The organism is Sphingobium lignivorans, assembly GCF_014203955.1.
In the GTDB taxonomy this organism is placed as follows: domain Bacteria; phylum Pseudomonadota; class Alphaproteobacteria; order Sphingomonadales; family Sphingomonadaceae; genus Sphingobium; species Sphingobium lignivorans.
Window position 1 is genome coordinate 1,541,301 of sequence record NZ_JACHKA010000001.1, and the last position, 26,910, is coordinate 1,568,210.

The window sequence follows — 26,910 nt, forward strand, 5'->3', positions numbered from 1 at the left end:
TAACCCGCAAACAATGAGAGCGTTCGATGATCCCACATCCCTATTTCCTGTATCTCGGCCATTCTGTCGATGAAATCGGGATCAAGACCTCTCGTGGTCTCGCCGTGTTCCGGGGCGAGGACTGTGTCGGCGAGTTTCGCCATGACGATTGCCCGCTCACCCTGGGCCTGAAGCGCATGAGCTTCGAGGAAGCGGTGGCGGCCGGCGCCCGGACCCTGGTGCTTGGCATTGCCAATGCCGGCGGGCGGCTGGGCAGGGATCTGGTCGACGATGCCGAGGCGGCGCTCGCTGCGGGCCTCAACGTCGCGTCCGGCCTGCACCAGCGGTTGCGCGACGAGCCGCGCTTGGTCGCCGCGGCCGCGAAATATGGCAAGACCCTCTATGATGTGCGCGATCCGGCGGATGACCTGGAGGTCGGCAACGGCAAGGCGCGCGCCGGCTTGCGTCTGCTCACGGTCGGTACCGATTGCTCGGTCGGCAAGATGTACACCACGCTCCAGCTCGCGCGTGCCCTGCAGGCGCGCAAGATTGCGGCGGACTTCCGCGCCACCGGGCAGACGGGAATTCTCATCGCCGGGAGCGGCGTGCCGCTGGATGCCGTGATCGCGGATTTCATCTCGGGCGCGATCGAGCAGGTGTCTCCTGCCCGCACCGATGGCGGCTGGGATCTGATTGAGGGGCAGGGGTCGCTCTTCCACCCCTCCTTCGCCGGCGTATCCACCGGTCTGCTTCATGGTGCGCAGCCCGATGCGCTGGTGCTGTGCCACGAGCCGGGCCGTCCGCACATGCGCGGCCTGCCGCACTATCAGCTCCCTGATCTGGCCGAATGCCTCGAGGCCAATCTGCGTGTTGCGCGCCTGACCAATCCGAACGTGATTCCGGTGGGCATCGCCTTCAACACGTCCAAGATGGACCCGCAGGCCGCCCGGGCGCTGTGCGCCGAGACGGCCGCCGCTTTCGATCTCCCCTGTGTCGACCCCGTTGCGATGGGTGTCGAGCCAATCATTGACCGGATTCTCGCATGCTTCGCACCCTCGACGTCCGCAACGACAGCTTCCCGCTGATCGCACCCTTCCGTATCTCGCGCGGCGTGAAGAGCGCCGCCGAGGTCGTCACGGTCTCCCTGACGCTCGGTGACCATGTCGGGCGGGGAGAGGCGGTGCCTTATCCCCGCTACGGTGAATCGATCGAGGGTACGATCGACGCCATAGAGGCCGTGCGTGCCGCGCTCGAAGCGGGCGCGAACCGTGAGGAGATCGGGCGCCTCATGTCTCCCGGCGCCGCGCGCAATGCCGTGGACTGTGCGCTGTGGGATCTGGAGGCGCGGCTCGCCGACAAAAGCGTTCCGGAGCTGCTCGGGCGTCCGGCTCTCACGCCCGTGCCGACGGCGCTCACGGTGGGTCTCGACACGCCGGACGCCATGGCGGCGGCGGCGGCGAAGCTCGCTTATGTTCCCCTCATCAAGGTGAAGGTCGACCGGAACGACCCCGCCGCGCAGATCCGCGCGGTCCGTGCCGCTGCGCCGCGTCCGCGGATCATCGTCGATCCGAACGAGAGCTGGACGATGGCCGAGGTGCGCGATCTCCAGTCGCTTCTGGCCGAAGCGCGGGTGGATCTGCTGGAGCAGCCGCTGCCGTCCGAGGAGGATGGCGAACTGGCCGGGTTCCGATCGGTGGTGCCGATCGCAGCGGATGAATCCGCGCATGTCGCTGGCGACGTTGCGGTGCTTCGCGAGAAATATCAGGTCGTCAACATCAAGCTCGACAAGACGGGCGGATTGACGGCTGCACTGGACCTGGCGGCTTCCGTGCAGGCGCATGGCATGGGGCTGATGGTCGGGTGCATGGTGAGCTCCTCGCTCTCGATCGCGCCCGCTCTGGTGGTTGCGGCACGGGCGGCCTTCATCGATCTCGATGGGCCGGTCTGGCTCAAACATGATCGCGAAGGCGGGGTTTCGTGTACGGATGGCGTCATGTCCCCGCCGCGACCGGGCTTCTGGGGCAATCCATAGACTGAGGTTATGGGATCGGAAACCCTTGCAATTGGCCGCTGCACTTCACTTTTCCATGCTGCGTCTGCACAATCCGATCCAGCAGAAGCAGGCAAGTTTTTGAAAGGGCGTCGATGACAGGCCGATCTTCACGGCAATTCCAGGGCCTCCGGCGCATTCTTGCAATGGCGATATTGTCCTGTTCGGCCATCTCGGCGGGCGCGCTGGCGCAGGACTATGATGTGCTCCTGCGGGGCGGCACCATCTATACCGGATCGGATGCGCCCTTCGTCGGGGATGTGGCGATCGCCGGCGACAAGCTGGTCTATGTCGGTCCTCGCGCGTCCGGCAAGGCCAAGCGCGTCATCGATGCCAAGGGCATGATCGTTTCACCCGGTTTCATCGATCCTCATACGCATGTGGGCGATATGCTCGCCGGTGACGATGCGGCCGAGCGACTGGTGCTGCCGTTCCTGATGCAGGGCGTGACGACGGCGTTCATCGGCAATGACGGCGCGGGTGATCCCGATGTCGCGAGCGTGCTCGGGCGGCCGCGCAGCCATCCCGTGGGCATCAACTATGCGACATTCGTGGGCCTTGGGGCGGTCCGTAACAAGGTGATCGGGCCAGTCGACCGCGCGCCCTCGGCGGACGAGCTTGCGCGCATGAAGACACTGGTCGCCACGGCCATGTGCCAGGGTGCGCTCGGCCTTTCGACCGGATTGTTCTACGCGCCGCAAAGCTTCGCCAAGCAGGATGAAGTGGTTGCCCTTGCGCGCGAGGCCGCCGTGCGGGGTGGCATCTACGACAGCCATATCCGCGACGAGTCGAGCTACACGATCGGCCTCTCCGGCGCGATCGAGGAGGCGCTCACGATCGGCAGGGAAGCCGGGTTGCCGGTCCATATCGCCCATATCAAGGCACTGGGCGTCGACGTGCATGGTCAGGCCGGCGCGATCATCGCGAAGATCGAGGCTGCGCAGGCGGCGGGGCAGGTCGTCCATGCCGATCAATATCCCTGGTCCGCTTCGGGCACCGGCCTGTCGGCGTCGCTGCTTCCGCGCTGGGCGGAGGATGGCGGGCGCAAGGCTATGCTGGCCCGCTTCGACGATGCGGACACCCTTGAGCGCATCAAGGTCGAGATGCGCGAGAATATGCGTCGCCGGGGCGGCGCGGACTCGCTGCTGATCACGTCCGGCGGGCCGGATATCTCCGGCAAGACGCTGGCGCAGGTCGGCACGGACATGGGTCTCGATCCTGTCGACGCCGCCGTCGCCATCCTGCGCAAGCAGAGCGCTTCGGTTGCCTCCTTCAATCAAAGCGAGGCGGATATCGCCGCCTTCATGAAGCGTCCCTGGGTCATGACCAGTTCGGACGCCTCGACCGGCCATCCCCGCGTCTATGGCTCTTTCGCACGTAAATATGACAAATATGTGAGACAGGAGCAGGTTGTTCCGCTGCGCGATTTTATCGAACGCAGCAGCCGTTTGACGGCCGAGGCCTTCAGCCTCCAGGGGCGCGGTCGCCTCGCGGCGGGCAGCTTTGCGGACGTGCTGGTGTTCGATCCCGAGCGCTATTCCGCGCGGGCCGATTATGTTCAGCCCACGCTGTTCGCCAAGGGCGTGCGGTTCGTGTTCGTGAACGGCGGCCTGGCGGTCGAAGATGGGGCGCCGACGGGCGTGTCGGCCGGCAGAGCGCTTCCCCGCACCGCGACGAGCCATTGCCCGTGACGCTGATCCGGTCCTGGTTCGCGATACCGCTCTGGAAAAGGGTAATCGCCGGCCTCGTTCTGGGCGTTGCATTCGCAGTCTTCTTTCCCGGCCTCACACCCGCGGTCGCGGTGGTCGGAGATATTTTCATCCGGCTGATCCGCATGCTCGTGGTGCCGGTGGTGTTCATCACCATTGCCTCGGGGGTCACCGCGCTCGGCGATCCCAAGCGGCTCGGTTCGGTCGGTGGCCGCACCCTGGGTTTGTTCGCGGTCACGACCGCCATTGCGGTCTCGGTCGGCATGATCGTCGCCCTGATCATCGGGCCAGGCATCGGGGCCAATCTCGGCAGTGCGCTGCCTCACGCGATCGGGACGCCCAAATCCACTTACGACCAGCTCGTCGGCATCATTCCCATCAATATCATCGAGGCGCTGGCCGCCGGCGACATGCTGGCGATCATCTTCTTCTCGCTGCTGCTAGGCGTCGGCACGATCCTGGCGGGGGAGGGCGGACGACCGCTCGCGAACCTGCTCCAGTCCGGATCGAACGTGCTGTTCCACATCATCCGCCTCGTGATGGAGGTGACACCCTTCGGCGTCTTTGCGCTGACCGCCGGGGCCATCGCCACCAATGGCTTTGCGGTCTTCGCCAATATCGGCCTCCTCGCACTGTGCGTGGTGATCGGATCGCTCATCCAGGTGGTGTTTGTTCACAGCCTGCTGGTGCGCGGCATCGCGCGGATGCGGCTTTCCTTCTTCTTCCGCGGGATCATGGATGCGCTGGCCGTGGCCTTCTCCACGGCGTCATCTTCGGCGACCCTGCCGGTGGCGCTGCGCGTGGCGCGTGACAATCTGCGCATTGCCCCCGCCGTCGCATCGACGGTGCTGCCCATCGGCGCCAGCATCGGCAAGGACGGCACCGCCATGTATGTCGGGCTGCTGAGCATCTTCAGCCTTCAGGCGCTCGGCATCCAGCCGGACGCCGGCATGCTCGCGGTCATTCTGTTCACCGGCGCGCTGGCTGCCTTCGGCACGGCGCCCATCCCGTCCGCTTCGTTGTTCATGCTGGCAGCCGTTCTCTCGGCGGTCGGCGTCTCAACCGAACAGGCAGCCCTGATCGTCGGCTTCGTCCTGCCGTTCGATCGGCTGCTCGACATGACGCGCACGGTGCCCAGCGCCTGCGCCAATCTGGCCGTCACGACGGCCATTGCTCACTGGGAAGGCGACCTTGCCAGAAGCGACGGCTGACCAGCGCGCAGATGCTGGCGGTCGGGAGGAACTTCCAACCAAGAACCTAAAGGGGAAGCATAATGTACAGATTATTGATCTGCGCGTCGGCAAGCGCGCTCATGGCGACAATCCCGTTTCAGACGGCGGGCGCACAGGGCATCAATGCCGAAGACGGTGCCAGCGACGCAATCGTCATCACCGGCTCGCGTATCGCGCGCGACGGCTATAATGCGCCGACCCCGCTGACGGTGCTCAACGAGGCGGACGTTCAGGTCGCGGCGCCGGCCAACGTCGCCGACTTCGTCAACCAGATTCCCTCGCTGGTCGGCAGTGCCACGCCTGCCAACTCGAACCTCTCCATCAGCGCCGGCACGGCAGGCGTGAACGCGCTCAACCTGCGCGCGCTCGGTTCCAGTCGGACGCTCGTGCTGCTGGACGGCCAGCGCTCGGTCGGCGCCACGCTGGGCGGTATCGTCGATGTCAACAACATCCCCCAGGGCCTCGTGAAGAGCGTCGAAGTCGTCACTGGCGGTGCATCGGCGGCCTACGGGTCGGACGCTGTCTCCGGCGTGGTCAACTTCATCCTCGACAAGGAGTTCACGGGGATCAAGGGCGCCATCGAAGGCGGCGAAACCACCTATGGTGACGGGCAGAATTATCGCATCTCGCTTTCCGGTGGCATGAGCTTTGCCGGTGGCCGGGGGCACCTGCTGCTGAACGGCGAATATGCCAAGAAGGAAGGCATTCACGGCGTCCCGCGCGACTGGAACCAGCAGGGCTGGTACATGATCAACAACCCCGCTTATGCTGCCGGCAATGGCGCGCCTGAGCGGCTGATCGTCCGCAATGCCGGTCTCAGCAATGCCTATCCGGGCGGCATGATCACCAACACGGCGCTGCGCGGCACGACCTTCGGGGTCAACGGCGCGCTCGGCCAGTTTGCTTATGGCGAGACGCGCGATCCCTGGATGATCGGCGGTGACTGGCAGGCCGTGCAGGTCAACAGCAACCAGTCGCTCGACCCGGAAGAAGAGCGCAAGGGCCTGTTCGGGCCGGTTGAGCTATGAGGTGACCGACAATATCGAGCTGTTCGGACAGGTTTCCTGGAACCAGACGAAGAATCTCGGCTGGCTCGGCGTTCAGATGAACCAGGGCAATGTCACCATCCAGCGGGACAATGCCTTCATTCCGGAGGAACTGCGCGAGCGGATGGTCGCCGAGGGGATTCAGTCCTTCGCACTCGGCACGACCAATGCGGACCTGCCCATCCGCAAGAATGACGGCGTGCGCGAAACCGAGCGTTATGTCGTCGGCGCGAATGGTCATTTCGAACTGCTCGGCACGACCATGCGCTGGGACGCTTATTATCAGAAAGGCATCACCCGCACGCGCGAGATGGCGCGTGATATCACCAACAATGCCCGCCTCGCAGCGGCGACCGACGCTGTCTTCCATCCCGACACCGGCGAGATCGTCTGCCGTTCCAGCATCGCCAATCCGGGCAATGGCTGCGTTCCGCTCAACCGCCTCGGCATCGGCGTGGCCGATCCGGCGGCGCTCGACTATGTTCTGGGCAATCCCTTCCGTCGCCAGAAGTTCGAGCAGGATGTCTTCGCGGCAAACCTCTCGTTCAATGCATTCGACCTTCCCGCCGGCGCGGTGGCCATCGCGGTGGGCGCCGAGCATCGCAAGGAAAAGGTCAGCGGCGAAGTCGATCCGGACTTCCAGAGCGGCTGGTTCGTGGGCAATTTCCGGGCGACGAACGGCCAGTATGACGTGACGGAGGCCTATGTCGAACTGCTGGTGCCGATCGTCGAAGGTCTTGAATTCAATGGTGCCGTTCGCGGCACGGATTACAGCACGTCGGGTTATGTGACGACCTGGAAGGCTGGCCTCACCTATGAGCCGATCCCGGACATCCGCCTGCGCGCCACGCGCTCGCGCGATATCCGCGCGCCCAATCTCGGTGAATTGTTCACGGCCGGCTCGACGCGCACGAACGTGCTGATCGATCCGTTCAACGGCAACACCACCGTGCAGTTCAGCGGCACGACGCAGGGCAATCTCGGCCTGGATCCGGAAAAGGCGGACCAGTGGGGCATCGGTGCGGTGTTCGAGCCGACATTCCTGCGCGGCTTTGCGATGTCCGTCGATTTCTATGACATCAAGCTCAATGGCGGGATCAGCTCGGCGACGGCGCAGACGATCGTCGATCGCTGCTTTGAAGGCGTGCAGCAATATTGCGCGGCGATCGTGCGGGGCCCCAACGCTTTCGGCACCAATCTCCAGGTGTTCGAGAGCCCCTTCAACTTCGCGACGCAGCATGCCCAGGGCCTCGACTTCGAGGCATCCTACCGCACGCCCCTCGATCGCCTGGCGAGCTCGCTCGGCGGTGATCTGCTGGTGCGCGCGATGGCCACCCGCTACATCAAGAACTATGTCGACGATGGCTTGACCACGCCGACGGACAGTGTCGGCGAGAATGCCGGCAGCGGTCCGCCCAAGTGGCTCTATCGTGTGCAGGCGACTTATACGAACGACCCGGTCTCCATCACGCTCATCGGGCGTGGCGTCAGCGCGGGCGTGTATGACAACAGCTTCATCACATGCACGAGCGGCTGTCCGGCCTCGACTGCCGACAACCGCACCATCAACAGCAACCGGATCGATGGCGCGTTCTATGTTGATGCGAACATCACGTACGACTTCAGCGTGCTTGGCGAGGAATCCCAGCTGTTCTTCAATGTAAGGAACCTCTTCAACAAGGATCCTGCGATCGTGGCCGGTGGCGGGCAGGGGGCTGCGGGCAGTGCCTATGCCACGCCGTCGACCAACCAGTCGCTCTATGATCTGCTGGGCCGCACCTTCCGCGTGGGGCTGCGCTTCAAGTTCTGAATCGACGACGGCGGAGCGGCTTCGTGTCGCTCCGCCGCATCCAAAGTCGGGAGTGGTGGTATGAAGAAGGCATCGGGATTGATGCGCCGGACGGTCAGGGTCGCCGCTATGGCGGCGCTGTTCGCGGGCACGAGCGCGTTTGCGCAGGATTATGACGTCCTCATTCGGGGCGGGACCGTTTACGACGGGACCGGCAGCGAAGGGCAGAAAGTCGATGTCGCGATCAGGGGCGAGCGCATTGTCGAGGTTGGGCGCATCGCGGCCACGGCGACCGCCGGCACTGTGGTGGATGCGACCGGCAAGATCGTCTCGCCCGGCTTCATCGACCCGCATTCTCATGCCGGGGAAGGCCTTGTCGATCCGGAGGTCGCCGGCGCTGCGGCGATCCTCTATCAGGGCATCACGACGCTGGCGATCAATCCTGATGGCGGCGGACCGGGGGACATTGCGCCCCAGCTCGCGACGATCGAGGGGCATGGGACCGGCATCAATGTCGTTCCCCTGATCGGCCATAACGGCGTGCGGCGCGATGTCATGGGTGTCGCGAACCGCAAGGCCAGCTCAAAAGAGCTGGCGGCGATGGAAGCGCTGGTGAAGAAGGGCATGGAGGATGGCGCTTACGGCTTCTCTTCCGGCCCCTTCTATGTGCCGGGCAAATATTCGGACACGGCCGAGCTGGTCCAGCTGGCCCGCGTTGCCGCTCAATATCCCCATTCGTTCCACATCAGCCACATTCGCGATGAATCCAATTACGATGTCGGCGTGCTGGACGCGATCGGCGAAGTGATCGAAGTCTCGCGCCAGGCCCGGATTCCCGGGGTGGTCACGCACATGAAGGTGCTCGGCCCGCAATTGTGGGGCAAGTCCAGGGAGGCCGTGGCGCTGATCGAGAGCGCCCGGACGGAAGGCCTGAGCATCTGGGCCGATCAATATCCCTATGCGGCCTCCGGCTCCGGATTGCAGCCCGCCCTGCTGCCCGGATGGGCGCAGGAAGGCGGGCCCGAAGCGATCGCCAAGCGGTTGCAGGACCCCAAGCAGCGCGCGGTCATCCGCGAGGCGATGGTCGAGAATCTTGCCCGCCGCGGCGGGGCGAACGCGATCATGATCCGCAATTTCCCGCCCGATCCCTCGCTTCAGGGCCAGCGTCTCGACGAGATCGCCGCCGCGCGCGGCATGCATCCTCTCGATGTCGCCATCGACATGCTCATCCAGGGCGGTTCGAGCATCGTCTCGTTCAATATGAGCGAGGATGATATTGAATATATCATGCGGCAGCCCTGGACGATGACGTCGACGGACGGCGGCCTGCAGGCTTTTGGCGTGGGTGGCACGCATCCGCGCAGCTATGGCGCCTTCCCGCGCAAAATCCGCAATTATGTCCTGGACAAGCCTGTCATTCCGATGGCGCAAGCCATTCATTCCTCGACCGGGCTGACCGCACAGGTGCTCCATATCGAGGACCGGGGCGTCCTCCGGGCGGGCGCCTATGCCGATGTGATCGTGTTCGATCCCAAGGCGATCCGTGACACCGCGACTTATGACAAGCCGCACGCCTTCTCCGAAGGATTGAGCTTCATCCTGGTGAACGGCAAGCCTGCGCTGGTCGACGGCAAGGTCACGGATGAGCGACATGGCAAGGTGCTTCGTCGCGCGAAGGACTGACGAGATCGGCTCCGTTCCGTTTCCACGCTCTCTCCCGGGGAGCGGAGCCGAACCTGAAATGGGGCGCTAAGCCCCGCATGATCTTGCCTCCGGTCCGGCCTGATCGTCTGCGACGACAGGCGTTGCTGCGCCACGCGGGCGCAAGGTCATCGGCGAGGCAATGAACGGAAAGGACGAAGGATGATGACCAAACAGCGCTGGCTGACCGGCCTTGCTTCTGTGCTCGCGCTCGCGATGGGCAGTGCCGCGCCCGCACAGACCGACTCATCGCTGCATGATGTCGTTATCCTCGGCGGTACGGTGGTCGATGGCACGGGCGCTCCCGGCTACCGCGCTGATGTCGCGATCAAGGGGGATCGCATCGTGGCCATTTCCCGCGATGGTCTCGCGCCGGAGAGCGGCCGCTATGCCCTGAATGCCGAAGGGCTGGTGGTCGCACCGGGCTTCATCGACAATCACGCGCACATCTCGACCAATATCGATCAGTATCCGCTGGCCGAGAACTTCCTGCGGCAGGGCATCACCAGCATCGTTGCCAGCCTTCACAGCGGCGCGCAGCCCTATCCACTCAAGGCCTATGCTGAATCGCTTCGCGTCGCGCCCAACGTCGCATTCTTCACCGGCCATTCCTATGCCCGCATGCAGGTTCTCGGCATGGAGAACCGCGCGCCAAACGCGGACGAGCTGCGGCGGATGCAGACGATCATTGCCGATGGGATGAAGGATGGTGCGCTCGGCCTGTCGACCGGCCTGATCTATGTGCCAGCCAATTACGCCCGGACAGAGGAAGTGATCGCCCTTGCCAGGGTGGCTGCCTGCCATGGCGGCATCTACGTCTCCCACATACGCGATGAGGGGAACGGGGTTCTCGATTCGATAAAGGAAGCCATCCGCATCGCGCGCGAGGCTGGGCTGCCCGGCCAGATCAATCACCACAAGGTGATGGGGGCGGGGCAATGGGGCTGGAGCCGCCAGACCATCGCGCTGATCGACGAGGCGCGCGCAAGCGGGCTCGACATCACGCACGACGTCTATCCCTATGCGGCGTCCGCTTCCTATTCCACCGTGATGTTTCCGAGCTGGGCACTGGCCGGTGGCCCGGACGCGTTCCGCAAGCGTGTCGAGGACAAGGGCACGCGCGCGCGTCTCGAACAGGAGATGATGCGCATCCTGATGGTCCAGCGCACCGGCGCGGATCTCAAGCGGCTGCAGTTTCGCTCCGTCGAGGCCTTTCCCCAGTATGACGGGCGGACACTGGCGGATCTGGCTGTGGACCGGGGTCTCGCAGGCACGCCCGAAGACGCCATCCAGCTCCTGATCGAGCTGCAGCTCAAGGGTGGCTTCACGGCCATCTATCATGCGATGGACGAAGCGGACATCATCCGCATTCTCCAGCATCCGCTGGCGATGATCGAGACGGACGGGGATCCGGTCGGGCTCGGCGAGGGCTTTCCGCATCCGCGCAGCTATGGCGCATTTCCGCGCGTGCTCGGGCGCTATGTGCGCGAGCAGGGCGTCATCACGCTGGAAGACGCGGTGCGGCGCATGACCTCGCTCGCCGCCGACCAGATCGGCCAGACCGAGCGCGGCCGTGTGCGCGAGGGGGCCTATGCGGACATCACCGTGTTCGATCCCCGGCAGATTGCCGACAAGGCGACCTATATCGAGCCGCATCAATATCCGGTCGGGATCGTCCATGTGCTGGTGAACGGTGTTCCCGTCATCCGGGGTGGGGCGCTGACCGGCGAGAAGCCCGGCCGCCCGCTGCTCGGGCCGGCGCGTCCGGGCGCCGTGCGCGCCGACAAGGCTGTTCCGGGCTGCGAGGGCAGTTGACGCGGGTGGAAGGCTGATCTGCCGCCGGATCGCCATCCCATTACTGCTCCCTTCTACCTGATCTTCATCTCCTATCCTCGCTGACTCTCGCAAGTTGTCGGCTGCCTGAAACAGCCGTCACGCCTCATTTCGTGGCGGAACGGCGCCTTGTCCCGCAGCAAGAGGACAGACTTGCAGCGCGACACGAGAGAAGGCTTCCGGACTGACGGATTGCGGAGAGGATTGCATGCTCGCTGGGAATAAAATCATCATCACTGTCGCCATCAATGGCGGCATGCAGCAGGATCGCGAAGGCGCGGTCATTCCCAAGCAGCCTGTCGAGATTGGCGAAGCGGCGGCGCGCTGCTACGAGGCGGGGGCTGCGATGGTGCATGTCCATGCGCGTGATCCCGAGGGCAAGAATAGCGGCGATCCCGCAATCTACGCCCAGATCATCAGGGAAATTCGCGCCCGTTCGCCGATTCTCGTCCAGACCACCAACGGCATCGGCGTGCGGCGCGACCCGAAAACGGGCCAGCTATACTGGCCATCCGATGAGGAGCGCCTGGGTCTGCTGGGGATCGAGCCGCAGCAGGACCTGTTCGGTATCGCGGCGGGTTCGGCGGATTTCTATAATCCCGAAGGCGGTTATCCGGGCGAGACGCCCTATGTGAACTCGCCCGAACTGCTGCGCAGTACGATCAAGGCCGTCTACGAGAAGGGGTCGGCGCTCGAATATGAGATTGTCGAGGCAAGCTCGCTTCATCGCCTCATGCGCTATGCCGAGGAGGGACTGTTCGATCGTCACCGCGAAAATATGTGGCTTCTGCATGGCGGCGGATTTGGAGCGACGCCCGCCATTGCGCGCAACGTGATCTTCTCCATCGATGAAGGCCTGCGCATGTTCCCCAAGGCGATCTGGGGCATTACAGGGACCGGGCGCGACATGTTCAAGATGGCGACACTGGGCGTCGCGATGGGTTGCGATCTTGTCCGGGTCGGATTTGAAGACGGCATTCACCTGCCGGATGGCACGGTGGGCCGCGACAATAGCGAGATGGTCCGGGCCGCGGTGGACATCGCCGCTTTCTATGGCGCCCAGCCAGCCACGGTTGAGGAAGCGCGGGCACGTTTCGGGCTCAAGGCGGCCTGACCGTGGAGCCACCCGTCGTGCTCGTCACCAGTCCGATGCTTGCCGCACGGCAAGCTGACTGGAATCTCGGCTATCGCCTGGTCACGGGCGACGTGACGCCGGAGGTTGCCGAGCGCGTGGAAGTGGTCGTGAGCGGCGACAGTCTTTCGAACGCCCTGATCGACAGTTTGCCGCGGCTCAAGCTCGTCGCCTGCTTCTCGACCGGCTATACCGGAATCGATCTCGCCCATCTGCGCAGGCGCGCCATCGCGCTCACCACTGCGGCGGGCGTCAATGCCCATGATGTCGCCGATCATGCGATGGCGCTGCTCCTCGGCTGGTGGCATGGCATTCCCAGCGCCGACCGGCAGGTGCGCAGTGGCGGCTGGCGTGACACGCTGCCTCCGCGCTCTTCACTGCGGGGTCGACGAGCCGGCGTCGTTGGTCTGGGACGTATCGGGCACGCCATCGCACAGCGGCTGCATAGCCATGAGATGCCGGTCCGCTGGTGGGGGCCGCGGGACAAGCCCGACGTGGAATGGAAGCGTGCCGAGAGCCTGCTCGCGCTTGCTGAGTGGAGCGATATATTGATCGTCGCGAGCCGCGCCGATCCGCAGAACGCCGGCCAGATCGACGCTGCCGTGCTGCGGGCTCTGGGAGCCGGCGGTGTGCTGGTGAATGTCTCGCGCGGCTTTCTCGTCGATGAGGGTGCGCTGATCGGTGCGCTCCGCGACGGCTTGCTGGGCGGCGCCGCGCTCGATGTCTTTGCGGCCGAGCCGACCGATGCGACGCTTTGGAGCGATGTTCCCAACACCCTGCTGAGCCCCCATATTGCCGGGTTCACGCGCGAGGCGGGCGCCGACATGATTGCCCAGCTTCGTGAGAATGTGCGTCGCTACTTCGCGGGCGAGCCATTGCTGACGCCGGTGGAGGACGCGGCATGACGGTCTTTCATCCTGCGACCGGGCTCGCGGTGGGGAGCTTCGGCGTCGGCACTTATCGTCTCCCCGGCGGCAGGCCCTTTCCAGCTATCGTTCTTGCCGATGGCACGGTGATCGATGTGTCTGGAGACTATGTCGATACTCATGCCATTTTCGACGACTGGGATCGTGCGCTGGACCGGTTCGCCGACCTTGCCGCGAAAGGGCAGGGAAGTGACCTGCGCTTCGAGGCCATTGAGTGCCTGCCTCCGCTTGCCCATCCCAATCTGCTCGGCGCCGGTTCGAATTATCGCCAGCATGTCGCGGAGATGATGACACACAACAAGTTCAACCAGGACCAGCGTCTTGCAGGGGAAAGCGACGAAGCCTTCTTTCAGCGCAACCTGGCGGAGGTTGATCGGCGCGCAAGCGAAGGCATGCCGTTCATCTGGACGGGACTTCATTCATCGCTCGCCGGTGCCAATGACGATATCGTTCTGCCGCTGATCGGCGAGAATCCCGATTGGGAGCTGGAACTGGGCGTCGTCGTGGCGGGAAGCGGTCGCTATCTCAGGCCGGACGAGACCGAGTCTCTCATTGCGGGCTATGTGATCGTCAACGATCTCGGCACGGTGGACGAGTTCCGCCGCGTAGACATCAAGTTCGGCTATGACTGGATGAGCAAGCATCAGCCGAGCTTCAAGCCGTTCGGGCCGTTCATCGTGCCGAAGCAATTCGTGAAGCGCGACGAAATCCGCATCAATCTCAAGGTTAATGGCGAGACGATGCAGGACTGGCCGGTGACGGACATGATCTTCTCGCCCGAGCAGATGCTTTCCTATGCCACCGAGCGGCTGCGGCTTCTGCCGGGCGATCTTCTGATCACCGGATCGCCGCCGGGCAATGCCGGATCGCATGGCGGCCGGTGGCTGCGTCCGGGCGATGTCGTGGAAAGTTCGCTCGACTATCTGGGCCGCCAGCGCAACCGCGTCGTGGCGGAAGACGCTGGGGGGCGGAGCCCAACCTTTGGCGCATTCAAGACGAGCTGGTAGCGAGCCGTGGCAGGAGCAGGAAGAGCGTGGCGGGGATCAGCAGCAGCCCGGCCGCTGCGAGGAGGGCGGATGTATAGCCGCCCGTCATGTCCGCCAATTTCCCCATCCATAGGGGGCTGAGGCCGGCGGCGACCATGAAGCCGCCATATTGCGCGGCATAGGCGCGGCTATAGCCGGCGAGGGGAAAATAGCGCGCGGTGAGGATGCCGATCAGATCGGCTTCGGCGCCCATGGCGGCGCCCAGCGCGATCGCGCCCAGCGGTGCCATCGCGGAGCCGCCGAGCGCCAGAACGGCGCAGCCCGTCCCGCACATGAGGCAACTTGCGCAGCCGAGCCAGGCCGGCTCGATCCGATCCGCCAGCCATCCGACGAGGATACGCGTGACGATCACCGACAGGCCGATAAGCCCGGCAAGGGCGCCCGCCTGCTGCACCGGCATGCCGGCCTCGCGCAACATCGGGACGAAATGCGGGAGCATGCCCGCAAAGGCGAAGGCCATTGCGCAAAAGGCGAGATATTGCAGGCGGTAGAGCCGCGACGAGCGCACCGCGCCATAGTGTTCGCCCGCGGCCCGAGCGGCAAGGAGCGCCCGGCCCGGCAAGCCGAAAAGCGCGGGAAAGATCCCGAGCGCCGCGAGTGCGGAAAGCGCCAGGAAGCCCTCGCGCCAGCCATAGCGTGTGATGATGATGGCAATGAGAGGCGGCACGATCGCCGCTGCGAGACCGATCCCGACCTGGGTGAGGCCAAGCGCCAGGCCACGCGAACGGTTGAAGGCGGCCGAGACCGCGCGTGTGTAGGGCACGGGTGTTGACGTGGCCGTCAGCAAGCCGATCAGGACCAGGATCAGCACATAGGCCCCTGCCGACCAGACCTGCGACAATGCGAGGAACCCCAGCGAAAGCATGAGCGCGCCCAGCGCTGCCATGGCGCGTGGTCCGAACCGGTCGATGAGCCGTCCGACCAGCGGCATCGCAGCTGCCATGGCGAGGGTGGAGCCGAAAAAGGCCGCACCGAATGCCGTCCGGCTGAGTGCGATGTCGCCTGCGAGATCGCGCGCAAACAGGCCGACATTATAGGTGAGCAACCCGGAGACGCCGAGACCCACGCCCAGTGCCGAGGTCAGGACGATGCGCCAGCCCCGTCCGAACTCCGAAGGCGCTATAGCGCCGGCGGCTCCCGGCTCATTCTCCCCTGTCGTCACTCTTGTCCTTGCCGAGAGCTAGTGCGCATAATCCGCGCCAGCATCGTCCAGCATCCGGGTGAGCGCAACCCATTCGCGGTCGATCACCGCATCGCCATTCTCGAAGGCTCGCGCCATGAATCGGCAATCCTCCTCGGTCGGCCAGACGAGATCGGCCTTCGGATCGCGGGATTGTGAGAGCGTCGCCACCTGCATGCGGCAGGCGCGCTCCAGATAATAGATACGCGAGAAGCACTCCCGCACCGACTTGCCGATGACGAGGGGGCCGTGGTTGCGCAGCATCAGAACGTCGCCATCGGCCAGTGCCGCCGGCAGTCGTGCGCGCTTCTCGGCGCTGTCGAACGGGCCACAATAGTCGAGATAGAAGATCTTGCCGAAGAAACGCAGCGCATGCTGGCTCAACGGCAGCAGGCCCTCGCGATAATTGGCAACCGCGATCGTCGCTTCGGTATGCGCGTGCATGACGCAGGCCGCGCGGGGCTGGCCCATATGGATGGCGCTGTGGATGCAGAAGCCGCCGCGGCTGATGCCGAGCCCGGTCGGATCGCTGATGACATTGCCGTCGACATCGCATTTGACCATGTCCGAGGCGCGCGCCTCGTGGAAAAGATGGCCATAGGGCAGCTGGAGGAAATGTTCGTCCTCGCCCGGTACGCGGATCGAGATATGCGTATGGATGAGGTCGGTGATGCCGAGCCAATGGAACAGCCGGTAGGCGATCGCCAGTTCGACCCGCGCTTCCTGCTCCGCCGGTGAGATATGGTCCGCGACCAGTTTGACGGACGCCATGATATTGCCGGTCGTCATATCAGTTCCTCTCTGTCAAAGCTCCAGCTCGGCACCGCCCTGGATGCGCCGGAACAGCGCCATCGCGCTGAGCGCCCGGGGCAGGCCGGCATAAGGGATGGTCTGGAGGATGATCTCCTTGATCTCCTCGTCCGTGAAGCCGAGCTTGTGCGCATGCTTGAAGTGGATCGCGACGCCATGCGCGCCGATCGCGATCAGGATCGACATGCAGATCAGCTCGCGGTCTCGCAGCGACAGGCCGGGGCGTGCCCAGATTGTCCCGAAATTGGCTTCCGAGATGATCTTCCACAGATCCTCGTCAAGCTCGCGGACGCCTTCATTCTGCCCCCAGCCAAGCTGCGCGATGATGTCGAGCCCCGCCTGCTCCCGCCCGTCGTTAAAATCGCTCATCCTGTTATCCTTCAAAACCTCACCTGACCCCGGACACCGAAGGTGCGCGGCGCGTAGAGGACGATGCCGACCGCCTGATTGTTGGGATAAGCGTTGCTCATCGTGGCGCTGGCGATCGTGACGACATCGGTCACATTGTTGACATAGCCCTGGATCGACCAGCGATTGTCCGGCGCCTGATAGGAAAGGCTGAGGTCGATCCGCGCAGTCGGCTTTCCTTGTGTTTCTGGCACATAGGAAACGTCGTTCTGGAACTCCGTCTCGTAGCGGCCCCGCGCCTCTGCGGCGAACCTGCCGCCATTGGCGAGCGGAAAGCTCTGCTCGATGCTGCCGTTGATCGTCCATTCCGGCGCGCGCAGCGGCGGCTGCCCGTCGCAATTCACCGTCGCCTGCGGGACGCCCGCCGTCACCTTGCACGCGGACGTGGCGGGTGGTGCAGCAAGGGTCAGATAGGAGAAGCTGTCATATTTGGCCTTGAGATACTGGATCTGCGTGCCGAGCCGCGTGGTCGGCGTTGCCAGAAACTCGCTTTCCAGTTCGAAGCCATAAGCGTGGGATTTGCCGGCATTCTCCGTCACCAGTGTGGATGAGACGCCGATCAGCTTCACGAAGGAAAGCTGCTGGTCCTTATAGTCGGAGTAGAAGGCTTCGATGTTGAGCTGCAGCTTGTTGTCGAGGAACCGGTTCTTCGATCCCACCGTATAGGATGTCACCTTTTCGGGCTCGTAGGTCTGCGAGCCGACCGGACCATAGAAGAAGCCGCCTGCCTTGAAACCGGTTCCGACGCTGGCATAGAGGAAGTTGCGCGGCCCTGCGTCGAACTCGACGCCGGCTTTCCAGGTCACCTTGTTCCAGTCGCGTGAACCCCGGACGATGTTGGCCGGCGCGCCGACCGGCAGATCGGGAATGACCGGGTCCGGACCGACGGTGTTGTTGAGCGTGTAGCGGGCGCTGTCGCTATTCTTCTTCTCGTAGGTGTAGCGCAGACCACCGGTCACGCGAAATGCATCGGTGAAGCCATAGGTGAGCTGCGAGAAGAGTGCCCCGGTCCAGCCCCAGAGATTGGTGTGTTGGTCGCTATAGTTGCGGCGTGGCGCATTCTCGCCATTGGCACGCGCTTTCATGTCCGTGTCGAGATAATAGGCGCCGAAGACATATTGGAAGGGTTGCGCGCTGGGTGAGGCGAGGCGCAGCTCAACGGATTTTTGCCAGGGCTCCTGCTGCTCGCGCAACTGCCAGCTCGTCGCTGTCGTCACGTAGCGGACATTGGCGGCGCGATAGCCACCAACCAGCGACACCGTACCGAGTGTGGTCGTCCAGTCCATATTGAGGCCGACGCCGTAATAATTCCCGTCGGTGAAGGGATTGCGGGTCTGCGCGGCGAGGCCAACGGACGTGTAGAAGCTCGCAAGATCGCCGACGCCGGTGTAGGGATCGGCGACGAAGCAGCTTACGCCTGTCCGTCCGAGCGCAGCGCATGGTTTGCGCAGCGTGGCCCCGGGCCCTTTTCCACCCTGATGGGCCCAGTCGAACGAGATGAGCACCGAGAAATTGTCGGTCGGCTCGGCGAGGAACGAGGCGCGCACAGCCTCGCCTTTGTCGTCGCCCGTGCCGTCGCTCATGAAGCCGTCACGGCGCACGCGCTGTCCGGCGATCCGCACGGCGACATTGTCCGAGATCGGGATGTTCAGTACGCCGGTCGCGTTGAAGCGGTCATAGTTGCCGACGTCGGCGGCAAGGCTTCCTTCAAACTCGAACCTGGGCCGCACCGGAATGACGTTGATGGCGCCGGCCCGTCGCGTTGCGGCCGTAGAGGGTTCCTTGCGGGCCTTTAAGGATTTCGACGCGATCGAGATCGAGATAGAGTCCGTGGATGACCGTGGGCGTCGCGAGGTAGACGCCGCCGAGGTTCACTGCGACGGTGGGATCGGCAAAGGCATTGCCGCCGAGCTGGCTGACACCACGGACAGCGAAGGTCGTGTATGGACCGCCTGAGGGCTGCACTTGCAGGCCCGCAGTCAGGCGGCTGAGATCCTCGGTTTGGCTCACACCGCGCGATGTCATGGTTTCGCCGGTGACGGCGGTGACAGACAAGGCTGTCCGCTGCACATTCTCCGAGCGGCGCTGGGCGGTTACGACGATATCCTGAAGCCCCTGTTCGCCGGTCTCGATTTCGGCCGATGCGCTGCCCTGCGCCAGTGCCGGCGACGTGAGCGCGACGCTCAATGCCAGAAACGATGTTCCAAGTTTGGCCGCCACCCCCATGAAATCCCTCCCGATGATTTGCTGTTTGAGGGAGAAGTAGATGGACGGGGGGCGGGGGTCTGTCCGTCCGGCAAAGGACAGAGGCGCTCGCTAGCGCAGGACCAGCCGGGCAAGTTCATAGGCGCTGCTTATGCCGAGGCGCTGATAGGCGCGTTTCCTGTACGTCAGGACGGACGACGCGGCGATTCCGAGATCGAGCGCGCATCCCTCGACGGAGATGCCCATGGCCGCGCGCGCGCAAACCTCGCGCTCACGGGGCGTCAAGGCAGGGTAACGCTGGCCGAACCGTTCCTCCAGTTCGGCGATGCGATCGGCCCGGTTCTCGACGACTTCGCCGATCAGGCTGCGGTGCCGGTCGACCAGTGGAGTCAGCAGGCGGTAGGCGCTGCCAAGCAGGGATAATTCCCGTTCCGTGAACCGGCCTGACGTTTTGCGTCGCACGACGGTCATGCAGCGCCAACCGTTTCGCCCCAACTTGCGAATGAAGGAGACGCGCTCGACGACGCTCGCCCGTTCCAGCATGGATCGATAGGCCGGCACGACGATATCGCAAGGCGCCACCTTCAGGCACAGGATCGTGTCGTCATCCTTGACGCTGTCGATGGCCAGCTGCAGCGGATCATTGGGCAGGAACAGCTTTACATAAGTGCTCCCGTTGACGACCGGCTTGTCCAGTTCGGTCTGCATGATCAGCGGTTCCGATCTGGTGCTGCCATCGATGAGATAGAATCTGTCGACCAGCACGCCGAGCGATCCACTGAGCGTCCGATAGAAGCGATCGGATCCCAGCAGATCGACCGCAGCCGCGAACGGTTTCAACACGGCTGGTTCGACCATATGTCCATCGATGCGTCGGACCTCTGTCATGGGCTTATCGCTCCTTGGTTGTCCCGAACTGAGTGGACAGGCGCCGCGATCCCGCTTCGCTATCTGTCGGTCCATCACGAGATGGAGGCAGCGACATGCAGTTCGGACTATTCATGGGCATCTGGGAAAACCCCCAGGCGGGCACCAGCCATCATGCCATCCTGAATCAGGTGATCGACTATGTCGTGCGCGCCGAGGCACTTGGCTTCATGTCCGTGTTCCTCAACGAGCATCATTTCACGGGCCTGCCCCAGATCCCTTCCTCGATGATGGTCCTCTCGAACCTGGCTGCCCGCACGCGCACGATCCGGCTCGGAACGGCCGTCACGATCCTGCCCTGGCACAATCCGCTGTTGTTCGCCGAGGAAGTCGGCACGCTCGATCTGCTGTCCGACGGGCGTTTCGATTGCGGGATCGGCCGCGGCTTCCGTTTTGTCGAATGCCAGGGATTCGGGATTCCCGGCGCGGAACTTCAGGCCCGCTATGAGGAAGCGCTGACCATTCTTCAGAAAGCCTGGTCCGCGCCGGGGCGCTTCTCGCACAGCGGCACATATTGGAACTTCACGGACGCGATCATCGATCCAAAATCGATCCAGCAACCGCATCCGCCGGTCTGGATCGCCGTTGGGAGCGATGCCTCGGCGCGCCGCACGGCAGAGCAAGGCTATAATCTGCTGCTCGATCAGTTCAGCGATTCCGGCCAGCTCGGCCAGCGCATCGCGGTCTATCGCGAGGCTGTGGAAGCGCAGGGCCGCCCGTTCGACCCGCGTTCCATTGGCGTGACCCGCGCTTTCCATCTCACGACGAACGAAGCCGAAACGCGAGAGGCGATCGCGCATCATCACCATGTGCTTGCCAATAATCGCATGCTCTCGACTGATCCGAACGCGTCCGGCGGCGTGCATGCGCCGCCGATGGCGACGGGCGATGAAGACGATATCTGGCTCATCGGTACGGCCGACCAGTTGATCGCCAGGATCGAGCGGCTGAAGGCGGCCGGCGTCGATTATCTGCTGCTGCTCGACGCGGCGGGCGATCAGAAGAGCCTCGAGCGATTTGCCAGCGAGATCATGCCGCTTTTCGCCGGTTCGCGCGAAAGCGTTGCGGCCTGACGCATCGGCCTAGTGCGTGACGAGCGAGCATAGCTCGAACGGGCTCGTCACGCGCAGCCTCTGGTAGGCGCGCTGGCGATAGGTGAGGACCGAGGTTTTCGCGATACCCAGGTCGAGCGCAGTGGCCTCCACGGTCATGCCGATCGCGGCCCTGGCGCAGACCTGCCGCTCACGCTGGGTCAACTGGTCGAAGCGGCTGGCAAATCTTTCCTCAAATTGCGCGACGGTCAGCTGCTGCGGGCTGGTCTGCCGACGTCGGTTGAGCGGCAGCATCGGCAGCGCCAGACAGGCGAGCCCGACCAGCGCGTCCAGTTCGTCATCGCCAAAGCAGCCCTCCTTCTCATGACGCGCGACATTGATTACGCGCCAGCTATCGGCACCGCGCTGGATGATCGAGACGCGCTCGACAATGCCGGCATCGTCGAAAAAACGCTGGCGAAAGCCGCGGGAAGCGATGTCGGAGGGGCGGATACGCAACATGGCGACGTTGCTGCATTCGGGCGCCGCGCGATAGGCGTCGAACACGGGGTCGAGCCGGGCATACCATTTGTGATAGGCTGGAAAGAGATCGGCGACGCCTGGCTCGCAGGAATAATATTGCAGCGAATGATCCTCGCGGCCGGTCGCCTCGAAAAGATAGATCCGGCGCGCTCCTGCGGTCACGGCCAGCACCGAATCCCGTACCGTGGAACCGAACTCCTCGGTCCCGATCGCGCCGAGGAGCCGTTCGTACATCGTCCCCATGGTGGTCGGCGCGCGCCAATCCCTGATCTGCCTGATGTCCGACATGTGCCTCTCCGGCTTTTCTAGTTACCGCTCGAGACCACTGCCCGAGCCGCCTCTCGTGATCGCGATCCTGCGACAGCTATGACGACGAGCGCAAGCACCGATAGGCTGGCCGGAACAGAAAAGAGTGACATGATCGTCGTCTCCGAAACGCCGGCGCTGAGGCCGAAGCCAATCAGGATTGGCGCAATGACGGTACCCACGCGCCCGACACTTTTGGTCCAGCCGATGCCGACGGCGCGAAGATGATCGGGATAATAGCTCGCCAGCACGACATTCACGCCGCCATAGGCGCCGAGGAAAAAGAAGCCGCATATAGCCAGCAGCACGAGCAGGATTGTCGTTGGCGCCGAGGCTAATAACTTGCCGATAAGGAACATCAGGATCGCGGCGATCGTCAGGAAGGTCGTCAGAACGGGTGTGGCGCCGAACCGGTCGATGAGGATGCCCACGCCGAGGGCCGCGATAATTCCCCCGAACGAGAAGATCGACACGGACATGGTGGCCACCCAATTCTCGCGACCGACCTCGACCAGCAATATGGGGAGCCAGCTGCTGAGGCAGTAGCTGATCGTCAGCATCGAAATGAACAACATCCAGAGCATGAGCGTGCCGAGGAGATAGCCAGGCGATACGATCGCCAGTGCGCCATTGCCAATGCTCCGGGTGGCTTGCGTGTTGGCCTCGTCTCGTTTCACAGGTTCGATCAGCCAAAGGCCGGCAATTGCCGCAAAGATGAGGCAGCTGCCTCCGACGGCCACGGAGGCCGCCCGCCAGCCCCCCAGGCCCGAGAACATCTCGGCGACCACGCCCGACATGGTTGCGCCCAGGCCATAGCCGGTGAACAGGATCATGATCGCGATGCCGCGCCGTTCCGGAGGCGCGGAAGCCGTCACGATCGAAAGACAGCTTGGCAGGCAGCCCCCCAGGAAGGCGCCGGTCATCAATCGGGCGGCAAAGAGTTCCGCCGCGGTGCTTGAGGCGGCCGACAACGCCTCGAAAAGGCCGAAGCCGACGAGCGTGCAGAGCACGATGCGCCGATGCCCCAGTCGTGCGGCCAGCAGCGGAAATATGATGAGGCCAGCGCATTGGCCGATCAGATTGGCCGAAAAAATCGGGCCCAGATCGGCGTGCGACAATCGCAACGTCGCGGCGATATCGGGTGCCAGCGGCCCCACGATACTGTGAACGATCCCATCGAGAAAATAGACAAGGCTGCAAACCAGAATCAGGGAGAGGCGAAGTGACGCCTGCCCAGCATCCAATGCTTTTGGCCCGCCGCCCGCTTCAGCCATGCTTAGCTCTCCCATGGAGCCTTCTCGCACGATTTCGGCGGTCATTTTGTCCTCTCCAGAAAGGACGCAGGCAGGTACACCGAAGTCGGGGGAGCCAATCAGAAGGTGTATCCTTCAGCGCCGAATCGCTGGAATTGCCCCTGAATGGCCCTCCCCCGTAGCAGATCAGACAAGCCGCGGGGAACCCGCCGCCGGCGCGCCAAACCCCAGCAACCCAGGAAGGGTTTATCGGTAAAATCGATCAAGACCGTCCAGCGCAGGCTCAATCCATATGTGGACGAATTCGATATGTTGCATTCTGCAACTGACAAAATCAAAGCTAAATCGTTGATTTCATTGGTGACCCCTACGGGAATCGAACCCGTGTTTCAGCCGTGTTTGTTTGGAAAATTGTTTGTTTTCAAAGTTTCGGCCGTTCAAAGGCTGCGGCGTGATTCCGCGTCCGATTTCGCCAACATCTCGGACGTTCGATCGCGAATTCGCGTTGCCTAATAGCGGCCGTTCGTTCAGCTAGCTGCTTACGTCGCGAGCTAAGGCAATTCTGCCCTTCCCAAGCGCCATGCCGAACTGCAACTCTCGGCAGGAGCCGATTTTCAGCGTTTGCCCGACCGGCGTCACAGAGGAGACTTCGTATCCGCGCGAGTGCCGCGCCACGCTATGCAGGCTGTGGTGGCTAGATTAGCCAACTCTGACGGCTACCCTAAGTTTTGGCTATCAACTGGAGTTCGACTTTAAAGCCCATCATGTCGAGCCGCTCGGCCACCGCTCGCAGGGCGATCTTACTGAAGAACGGAAGAGTCAAGGACCCCGTCCGGGCATTGGGATGGCGCATCACGCCATAGACGACCGTGAAATCAGCCGGGAGGGGCTTGGTGCGCCCGTCGGGAATCAACGCCAGAAACCCGGACCTGCTGTATTGTTTTTCGCGGACTGTTACGGCTTTACGGAACGCAGTGCGAAAGGCTGAATCCCGGACGAAGCTCTCGGTTGATACAAGACCTTGGTTCCACAGATGGCTAAGCGGGGAAGAGCTATGACCGTCCTTCAGATGGATTAGCTGGCGGCTCGCCGACAGGAAGTCACAAGGCTCGAAATTGGCGCCCTTTGCACCCGCCGGATTAGCCCGTGCCTGATCCAAGCAAAGCAGCTGGGAGTTCGCCAGCAGTTCCGCAATGAATGGCCTGCTGCCGGTTTGGTGGACACCGAGATAGGGTGTTTTCACCTATCGGAGGCCCACAATGCAACGAAGGAAGTTCAGCCGCGAGTTCAAGCTTGAGGCGGTAAGGTTGGTCCGTGAGCGCGGTGTGGCAGTTGCGCAGGCGGCCCGCGATCTGGATGTGCACGAGAACCTGCTGCGCAAATGGGTAAAGGAGTTGGCCGCTGATCCTGGCCATGCCTTTCCCGGGCAGGGTCAGATGAAGCCGGAGCAGTTGGAGATCGACCGTCTGCGCCGGGAAGTGGCCAAGCTGAAGGCAGAGCGCGACATTCTAAAAAAAGCCGCCGCCTACTTCGCGAAGGACTCGATATGAGGTTCGCCTTCATCGCGAAGCACCGAGGGATCTGGCCGGTGGCATGGATGTGCGGGGCGCTCGGTGTCTCGCGGAGCGGCTTCCATGCCTGGCTCACCCGGGCGCCGTCACAGCGTGCCCGCGACGACGAGGTGATCGGCTCGAGGGTCAGGGCCAGCCATGTTGGCAGCTATCGCACCTATGGCGCCCGGCGTGTCTGGCACGACCTGCTCGCCGAAGGCATCTCCTGCGGTCTGCATCGGGTCGAACGGCTCATGCGAGCGCAAGGGCTGCGGGCCAGGCCACGCCGCCGTGGACTGCCCAAGGATCAGGGCGAACGCTCGGTCATCGCCGGCAACGTTCTGGGTCGCCAGTTCACGGCCGACAGGCCCAACCAGAAGTGGGTGGCAGATTTTACCTACGTCTGGACTGCCGAAGGATGGCTCTACGTGGCCGCCGTCATCGACCTGTTCTCGCGCAGGGTGGTGGGCTGGTCGATGAGCGACACGATGACCGCCCAGCTCGTTACCGATGCGCTCATCATGGCGATCTGGCGACGCGGAAAGCCCGATGCCCTGCTGCATCACTCGGACCAGGGTAGCCAATATACCAGCGAGCAGTTCCAGCGGCTCATGGCCGACAACGGCGTCACCTGTTCGATGAGCAGGTCCGGCAACGTCTGGGATAACGCCGCGATGGAAAGCTTCTTCTCCTCGCTCAAGACCGAGCGGATCGGGAAAAAGGTCTACCGCACGAGGGCGCAGGCGAAGGCGGACGTGTTCGATTACATCGAGTGCTTCTACAATCCGACCCGGCGTCACTCGACCCTGGGTTACCTCAGCCCTATCGACTTCGAGCGAGAAGCTGGGGTAGCCTAAATGAGCCCATCTCGGTGTCCACCAAACCGGCAGCAGGCCAGTCGTCCGAGTGTCCAGATGCGAACTCGGAAAGCTGCCGGTCGGTCACGCCATCCCGCAAGCCAATCATATGCGCCGATCCAGCCTAAGTGAGATATAGCTGAGGGCGTCACCCTCTGCGGATATGTCATTCAGAATACTGCCACTCACAGCGTAATCTGAAAGACGTTGCCGGTCGCTGGCTCTCGGTAGAAATCGACGCGAGACCCATTCCAATGATAGTCGAGATGCCGACCCTGGACAGGGTTGGCAGCGCGATCGGGGTAGAAGAGCGCAACGCAGCCGCCGCCAGCCTGTCTCCGGCTCGGATAGACGAGACCATCTGAGCCGGCCGCTCGAAGATCGGCGCCCAGTCGCTGGCTCTCGGCATAATCGTCAGGACGCAGCGCATCGGCATAGAGTGCCTCGTCGCGCAGATCGTGCGCGATGACATCGACGTCGATGACAATCTCCCGAAACTGGGATGTCCATCCCGGAGGCTCGGCCGTCCTGGCCATGAAGCGCTGGTGATGATGGATCGTTTCGGAGAGAGCGGTTTCGAAACTGTCGGCAACATAGAGGACGCCGAAGTGCCCTGCCGTAAATCGGCTTGGTCGATCGGGACTGAAGTGAGTGAACGGCGCCATGAGATAGCTTGCGCCGGGGCCACCGACGCGACGTTGGGGCGGGATGAGATCGAGCACCCCGATTGTCTCCATCAATCGAGGATTGGTCTTCTGCTCCGCGGAAATCAGAAGCGGCCAGTCCGCCGGATCGGCGATGTCCTCGAACAGATCGATCGGCGGATAGGCGCTTCGAATGATGCGACGGGCGCTTGCCCATTCGACATGGGCCTGCGTGATCGCATTGCGGTCAATCACCAGCTGCCGCGCTCAGCATCCAGATAACGCCGCACGCGCATCAGATCCGTCAGTTCGCCGCCCAGCATGATATCAAGCGCCGAGCGTCCATTGAAGGCCTCGTTGGTAGACTTGATCCAGCGATAGCCGCGAGCGGGGTCGCTAAAGATGATCCGCAGCGCCTTGTGGATCCCCACCAGATTGGAAAGCCGGGCCTTTCCGTCGCGATCGATCCTACCCAAATCGCCAGCCTTCCAGCGCCGGTAGGTCCGGAGTGGCAGATCGACAAGGACCGAGGCTTGTTCGTCCGTCAGATCCCACAGCCCAAACAACCTCGTCACCGCACGAAACATAGCGGCGGCTTCTTCGTCGGTGACTGGCTCCGGTCGAAATGGCCGAGGCTCGGTATCGATCAGTGTTGCAAGCGCCATGGTCACCTCCGATTACACAATGGCATTATATATATAATCTAATGCCAAATGGCAACATGAAAGAGGGATCAGAATGCGTTAGCTGTCG

General features: G+C 63.4%; 24 protein-coding genes. 13 read left to right on the forward strand and 11 right to left on the reverse strand.

All coding sequences use genetic code 11. The features are described 5' to 3' along the window. Positions 1-26: 26 nt before the first annotated feature. The 11 genes from dgcN to HNP60_RS07050 all read left to right on the forward strand — a co-directional run bounded on the left by dgcN (position 27) and on the right by HNP60_RS07050 (position 14,404). Positions 27-1,064 (forward strand): N-acetyltransferase DgcN, encoded by a 1,038-nt coding sequence (gene dgcN, locus HNP60_RS07005; RefSeq protein WP_184151899.1) that lies wholly within the window; start codon positions 27-29, stop codon positions 1,062-1,064. After that, on the forward strand, positions 1,022-2,011 hold the full coding sequence (dgcA, locus tag HNP60_RS07010; protein WP_184151902.1) for an N-acetyl-D-Glu racemase DgcA: 990 nt from the start codon (positions 1,022-1,024) through the stop codon (positions 2,009-2,011). Before dgcN ends, dgcA begins: the two co-directional genes overlap by 43 nt. Before the next feature lie 164 nt (positions 2,012-2,175). Then, entirely contained in the window at positions 2,176-3,720 is a 1,545-nt protein-coding gene (locus HNP60_RS07015; RefSeq protein ID WP_184151905.1) for an N-acyl-D-amino-acid deacylase family protein, read from the forward strand. Then, the gene (locus HNP60_RS07020) at positions 3,717-4,949 is read left to right on the forward strand and encodes a cation:dicarboxylate symporter family transporter (protein WP_184151908.1); all 1,233 of its coding nucleotides are present in this window, start codon (positions 3,717-3,719) and stop codon (positions 4,947-4,949) included. The genes HNP60_RS07015 and HNP60_RS07020 overlap by 4 nt, the downstream gene beginning before the upstream one ends. A gap of 101 nt (positions 4,950-5,050) precedes the next feature. Next, entirely contained in the window at positions 5,051-5,998 is a 948-nt protein-coding gene (locus HNP60_RS19915) for a TonB-dependent receptor plug domain-containing protein (protein WP_260394766.1), read from the forward strand. Then, complete coding sequence (locus tag HNP60_RS07025; RefSeq protein ID WP_260394767.1) at positions 5,988-7,826, forward strand: TonB-dependent receptor domain-containing protein; 1,839 nt, start codon at positions 5,988-5,990, stop codon at positions 7,824-7,826. Before HNP60_RS19915 ends, HNP60_RS07025 begins: the two co-directional genes overlap by 11 nt. Positions 7,827-7,886: 60 nt before the next feature. Then, positions 7,887-9,488 carry an N-acyl-D-amino-acid deacylase family protein gene (locus HNP60_RS07030; RefSeq protein WP_184151911.1) on the forward strand — a complete coding sequence of 534 codons (1,602 nt, stop codon included), beginning with the start codon at positions 7,887-7,889 and terminating at the stop codon, positions 9,486-9,488. A 180-nt stretch (positions 9,489-9,668) separates the two neighbouring features. Further along, complete coding sequence (locus HNP60_RS07035) at positions 9,669-11,321, forward strand: N-acyl-D-amino-acid deacylase family protein (RefSeq protein WP_184151914.1); 1,653 nt, start codon at positions 9,669-9,671, stop codon at positions 11,319-11,321. Positions 11,322-11,547: 226 nt separating this feature from the next. Next, complete coding sequence (locus HNP60_RS07040) at positions 11,548-12,453, forward strand: beta-keto acid cleavage family enzyme (RefSeq protein ID WP_184151917.1); 906 nt, start codon at positions 11,548-11,550, stop codon at positions 12,451-12,453. Between the two features lie 2 nt (positions 12,454-12,455). Further along, positions 12,456-13,376 (forward strand): NAD(P)-dependent oxidoreductase, encoded by a 921-nt coding sequence (locus tag HNP60_RS07045; RefSeq protein ID WP_184151918.1) that lies wholly within the window; start codon positions 12,456-12,458, stop codon positions 13,374-13,376. After that, positions 13,373-14,404, forward strand: coding sequence for a fumarylacetoacetate hydrolase family protein (locus HNP60_RS07050; RefSeq protein ID WP_184151921.1), 1,032 nt, complete (start codon positions 13,373-13,375; stop codon positions 14,402-14,404). The genes HNP60_RS07045 and HNP60_RS07050 overlap by 4 nt, the downstream gene beginning before the upstream one ends. Here the strand turns inward: HNP60_RS07050 and HNP60_RS07055 are convergent. The 6 genes from HNP60_RS07055 to HNP60_RS07080 form a co-directional block, all read right to left on the reverse strand. Beyond that, positions 14,388-15,605, reverse strand: a complete 1,218-nt coding sequence (locus tag HNP60_RS07055) for an MFS transporter (protein ID WP_184151924.1) — start codon at positions 15,603-15,605, stop codon at positions 14,388-14,390. The two genes, HNP60_RS07050 and HNP60_RS07055, sit on opposite strands and share 17 nt — an antisense overlap. Positions 15,606-15,623: 18 nt before the next feature. Next, positions 15,624-16,412 (reverse strand): class II aldolase/adducin family protein, encoded by a 789-nt coding sequence (locus HNP60_RS07060; RefSeq protein ID WP_184151927.1) that lies wholly within the window; start codon positions 16,410-16,412, stop codon positions 15,624-15,626. 15 nt (positions 16,413-16,427) lie between these two features. Further along, positions 16,428-16,802, reverse strand: a complete 375-nt coding sequence (locus HNP60_RS07065) for a carboxymuconolactone decarboxylase family protein (protein ID WP_014075756.1) — start codon at positions 16,800-16,802, stop codon at positions 16,428-16,430. Positions 16,803-16,813: 11 nt separating this feature from the next. Beyond that, a complete protein-coding gene (locus tag HNP60_RS07070; protein WP_184151931.1) occupies positions 16,814-18,571 on the reverse strand; it encodes a TonB-dependent receptor domain-containing protein in 1,758 nt (585 codons plus the stop codon). Continuing rightward, positions 18,549-19,067 (reverse strand): TonB-dependent receptor plug domain-containing protein, encoded by a 519-nt coding sequence (locus HNP60_RS07075; protein ID WP_184151934.1) that lies wholly within the window; start codon positions 19,065-19,067, stop codon positions 18,549-18,551. Before HNP60_RS07075 ends, HNP60_RS07070 begins: the two co-directional genes overlap by 23 nt. A 90-nt stretch (positions 19,068-19,157) precedes the next feature. After that, complete coding sequence (locus HNP60_RS07080; protein ID WP_184151937.1) at positions 19,158-19,934, reverse strand: helix-turn-helix transcriptional regulator; 777 nt, start codon at positions 19,932-19,934, stop codon at positions 19,158-19,160. 95 nt (positions 19,935-20,029) lie between these two features. Here HNP60_RS07080 and HNP60_RS07085 point away from each other — a divergent pair, with 95 nt between their 5' ends. Continuing rightward, positions 20,030-21,046 (forward strand): LLM class flavin-dependent oxidoreductase, encoded by a 1,017-nt coding sequence (locus HNP60_RS07085; RefSeq protein ID WP_184151940.1) that lies wholly within the window; start codon positions 20,030-20,032, stop codon positions 21,044-21,046. 9 nt (positions 21,047-21,055) lie between these two features. Here the strand turns inward: HNP60_RS07085 and HNP60_RS07090 are convergent, their stop codons facing one another. The 3 genes from HNP60_RS07090 to HNP60_RS07100 form a co-directional block, all read right to left on the reverse strand. Then, a complete protein-coding gene (locus tag HNP60_RS07090) occupies positions 21,056-21,835 on the reverse strand; it encodes a helix-turn-helix transcriptional regulator (RefSeq protein WP_184151943.1) in 780 nt (259 codons plus the stop codon). Between the two features lie 17 nt (positions 21,836-21,852). Next, the gene (locus HNP60_RS07095; protein ID WP_184151946.1) at positions 21,853-23,172 is read right to left on the reverse strand and encodes an MFS transporter; all 1,320 of its coding nucleotides are present in this window, start codon (positions 23,170-23,172) and stop codon (positions 21,853-21,855) included. 655 nt (positions 23,173-23,827) lie between these two features. Beyond that, positions 23,828-24,349, reverse strand: a complete 522-nt coding sequence (locus tag HNP60_RS07100; RefSeq protein WP_184151949.1) for a DUF6119 family protein — start codon at positions 24,347-24,349, stop codon at positions 23,828-23,830. A 16-nt stretch (positions 24,350-24,365) separates the two neighbouring features. Between HNP60_RS07100 and HNP60_RS07105 the strand changes: the two genes are divergently transcribed. Continuing rightward, positions 24,366-25,513 (forward strand): IS3 family transposase gene (locus tag HNP60_RS07105; protein WP_184150945.1). Its coding sequence is split into 2 segments (ribosomal slippage): positions 24,366-24,624 and positions 24,624-25,513, totalling 1,149 coding nucleotides; the frame shifts between segments, so codons are not numbered across the junction. 185 nt (positions 25,514-25,698) lie between these two features. On the opposite strand, the gene HNP60_RS07110 is transcribed toward HNP60_RS07105, so the two are convergent. Then, positions 25,699-26,412 carry an RES domain-containing protein gene (locus tag HNP60_RS07110; protein WP_184151951.1) on the reverse strand — a complete coding sequence of 238 codons (714 nt, stop codon included), beginning with the start codon at positions 26,410-26,412 and terminating at the stop codon, positions 25,699-25,701. Next, positions 26,409-26,822, reverse strand: coding sequence for an MbcA/ParS/Xre antitoxin family protein (locus tag HNP60_RS07115; RefSeq protein WP_184151954.1), 414 nt, complete (start codon positions 26,820-26,822; stop codon positions 26,409-26,411). Before HNP60_RS07115 ends, HNP60_RS07110 begins: the two co-directional genes overlap by 4 nt. Between the last annotated feature and the right edge of the window lie 88 nt (positions 26,823-26,910).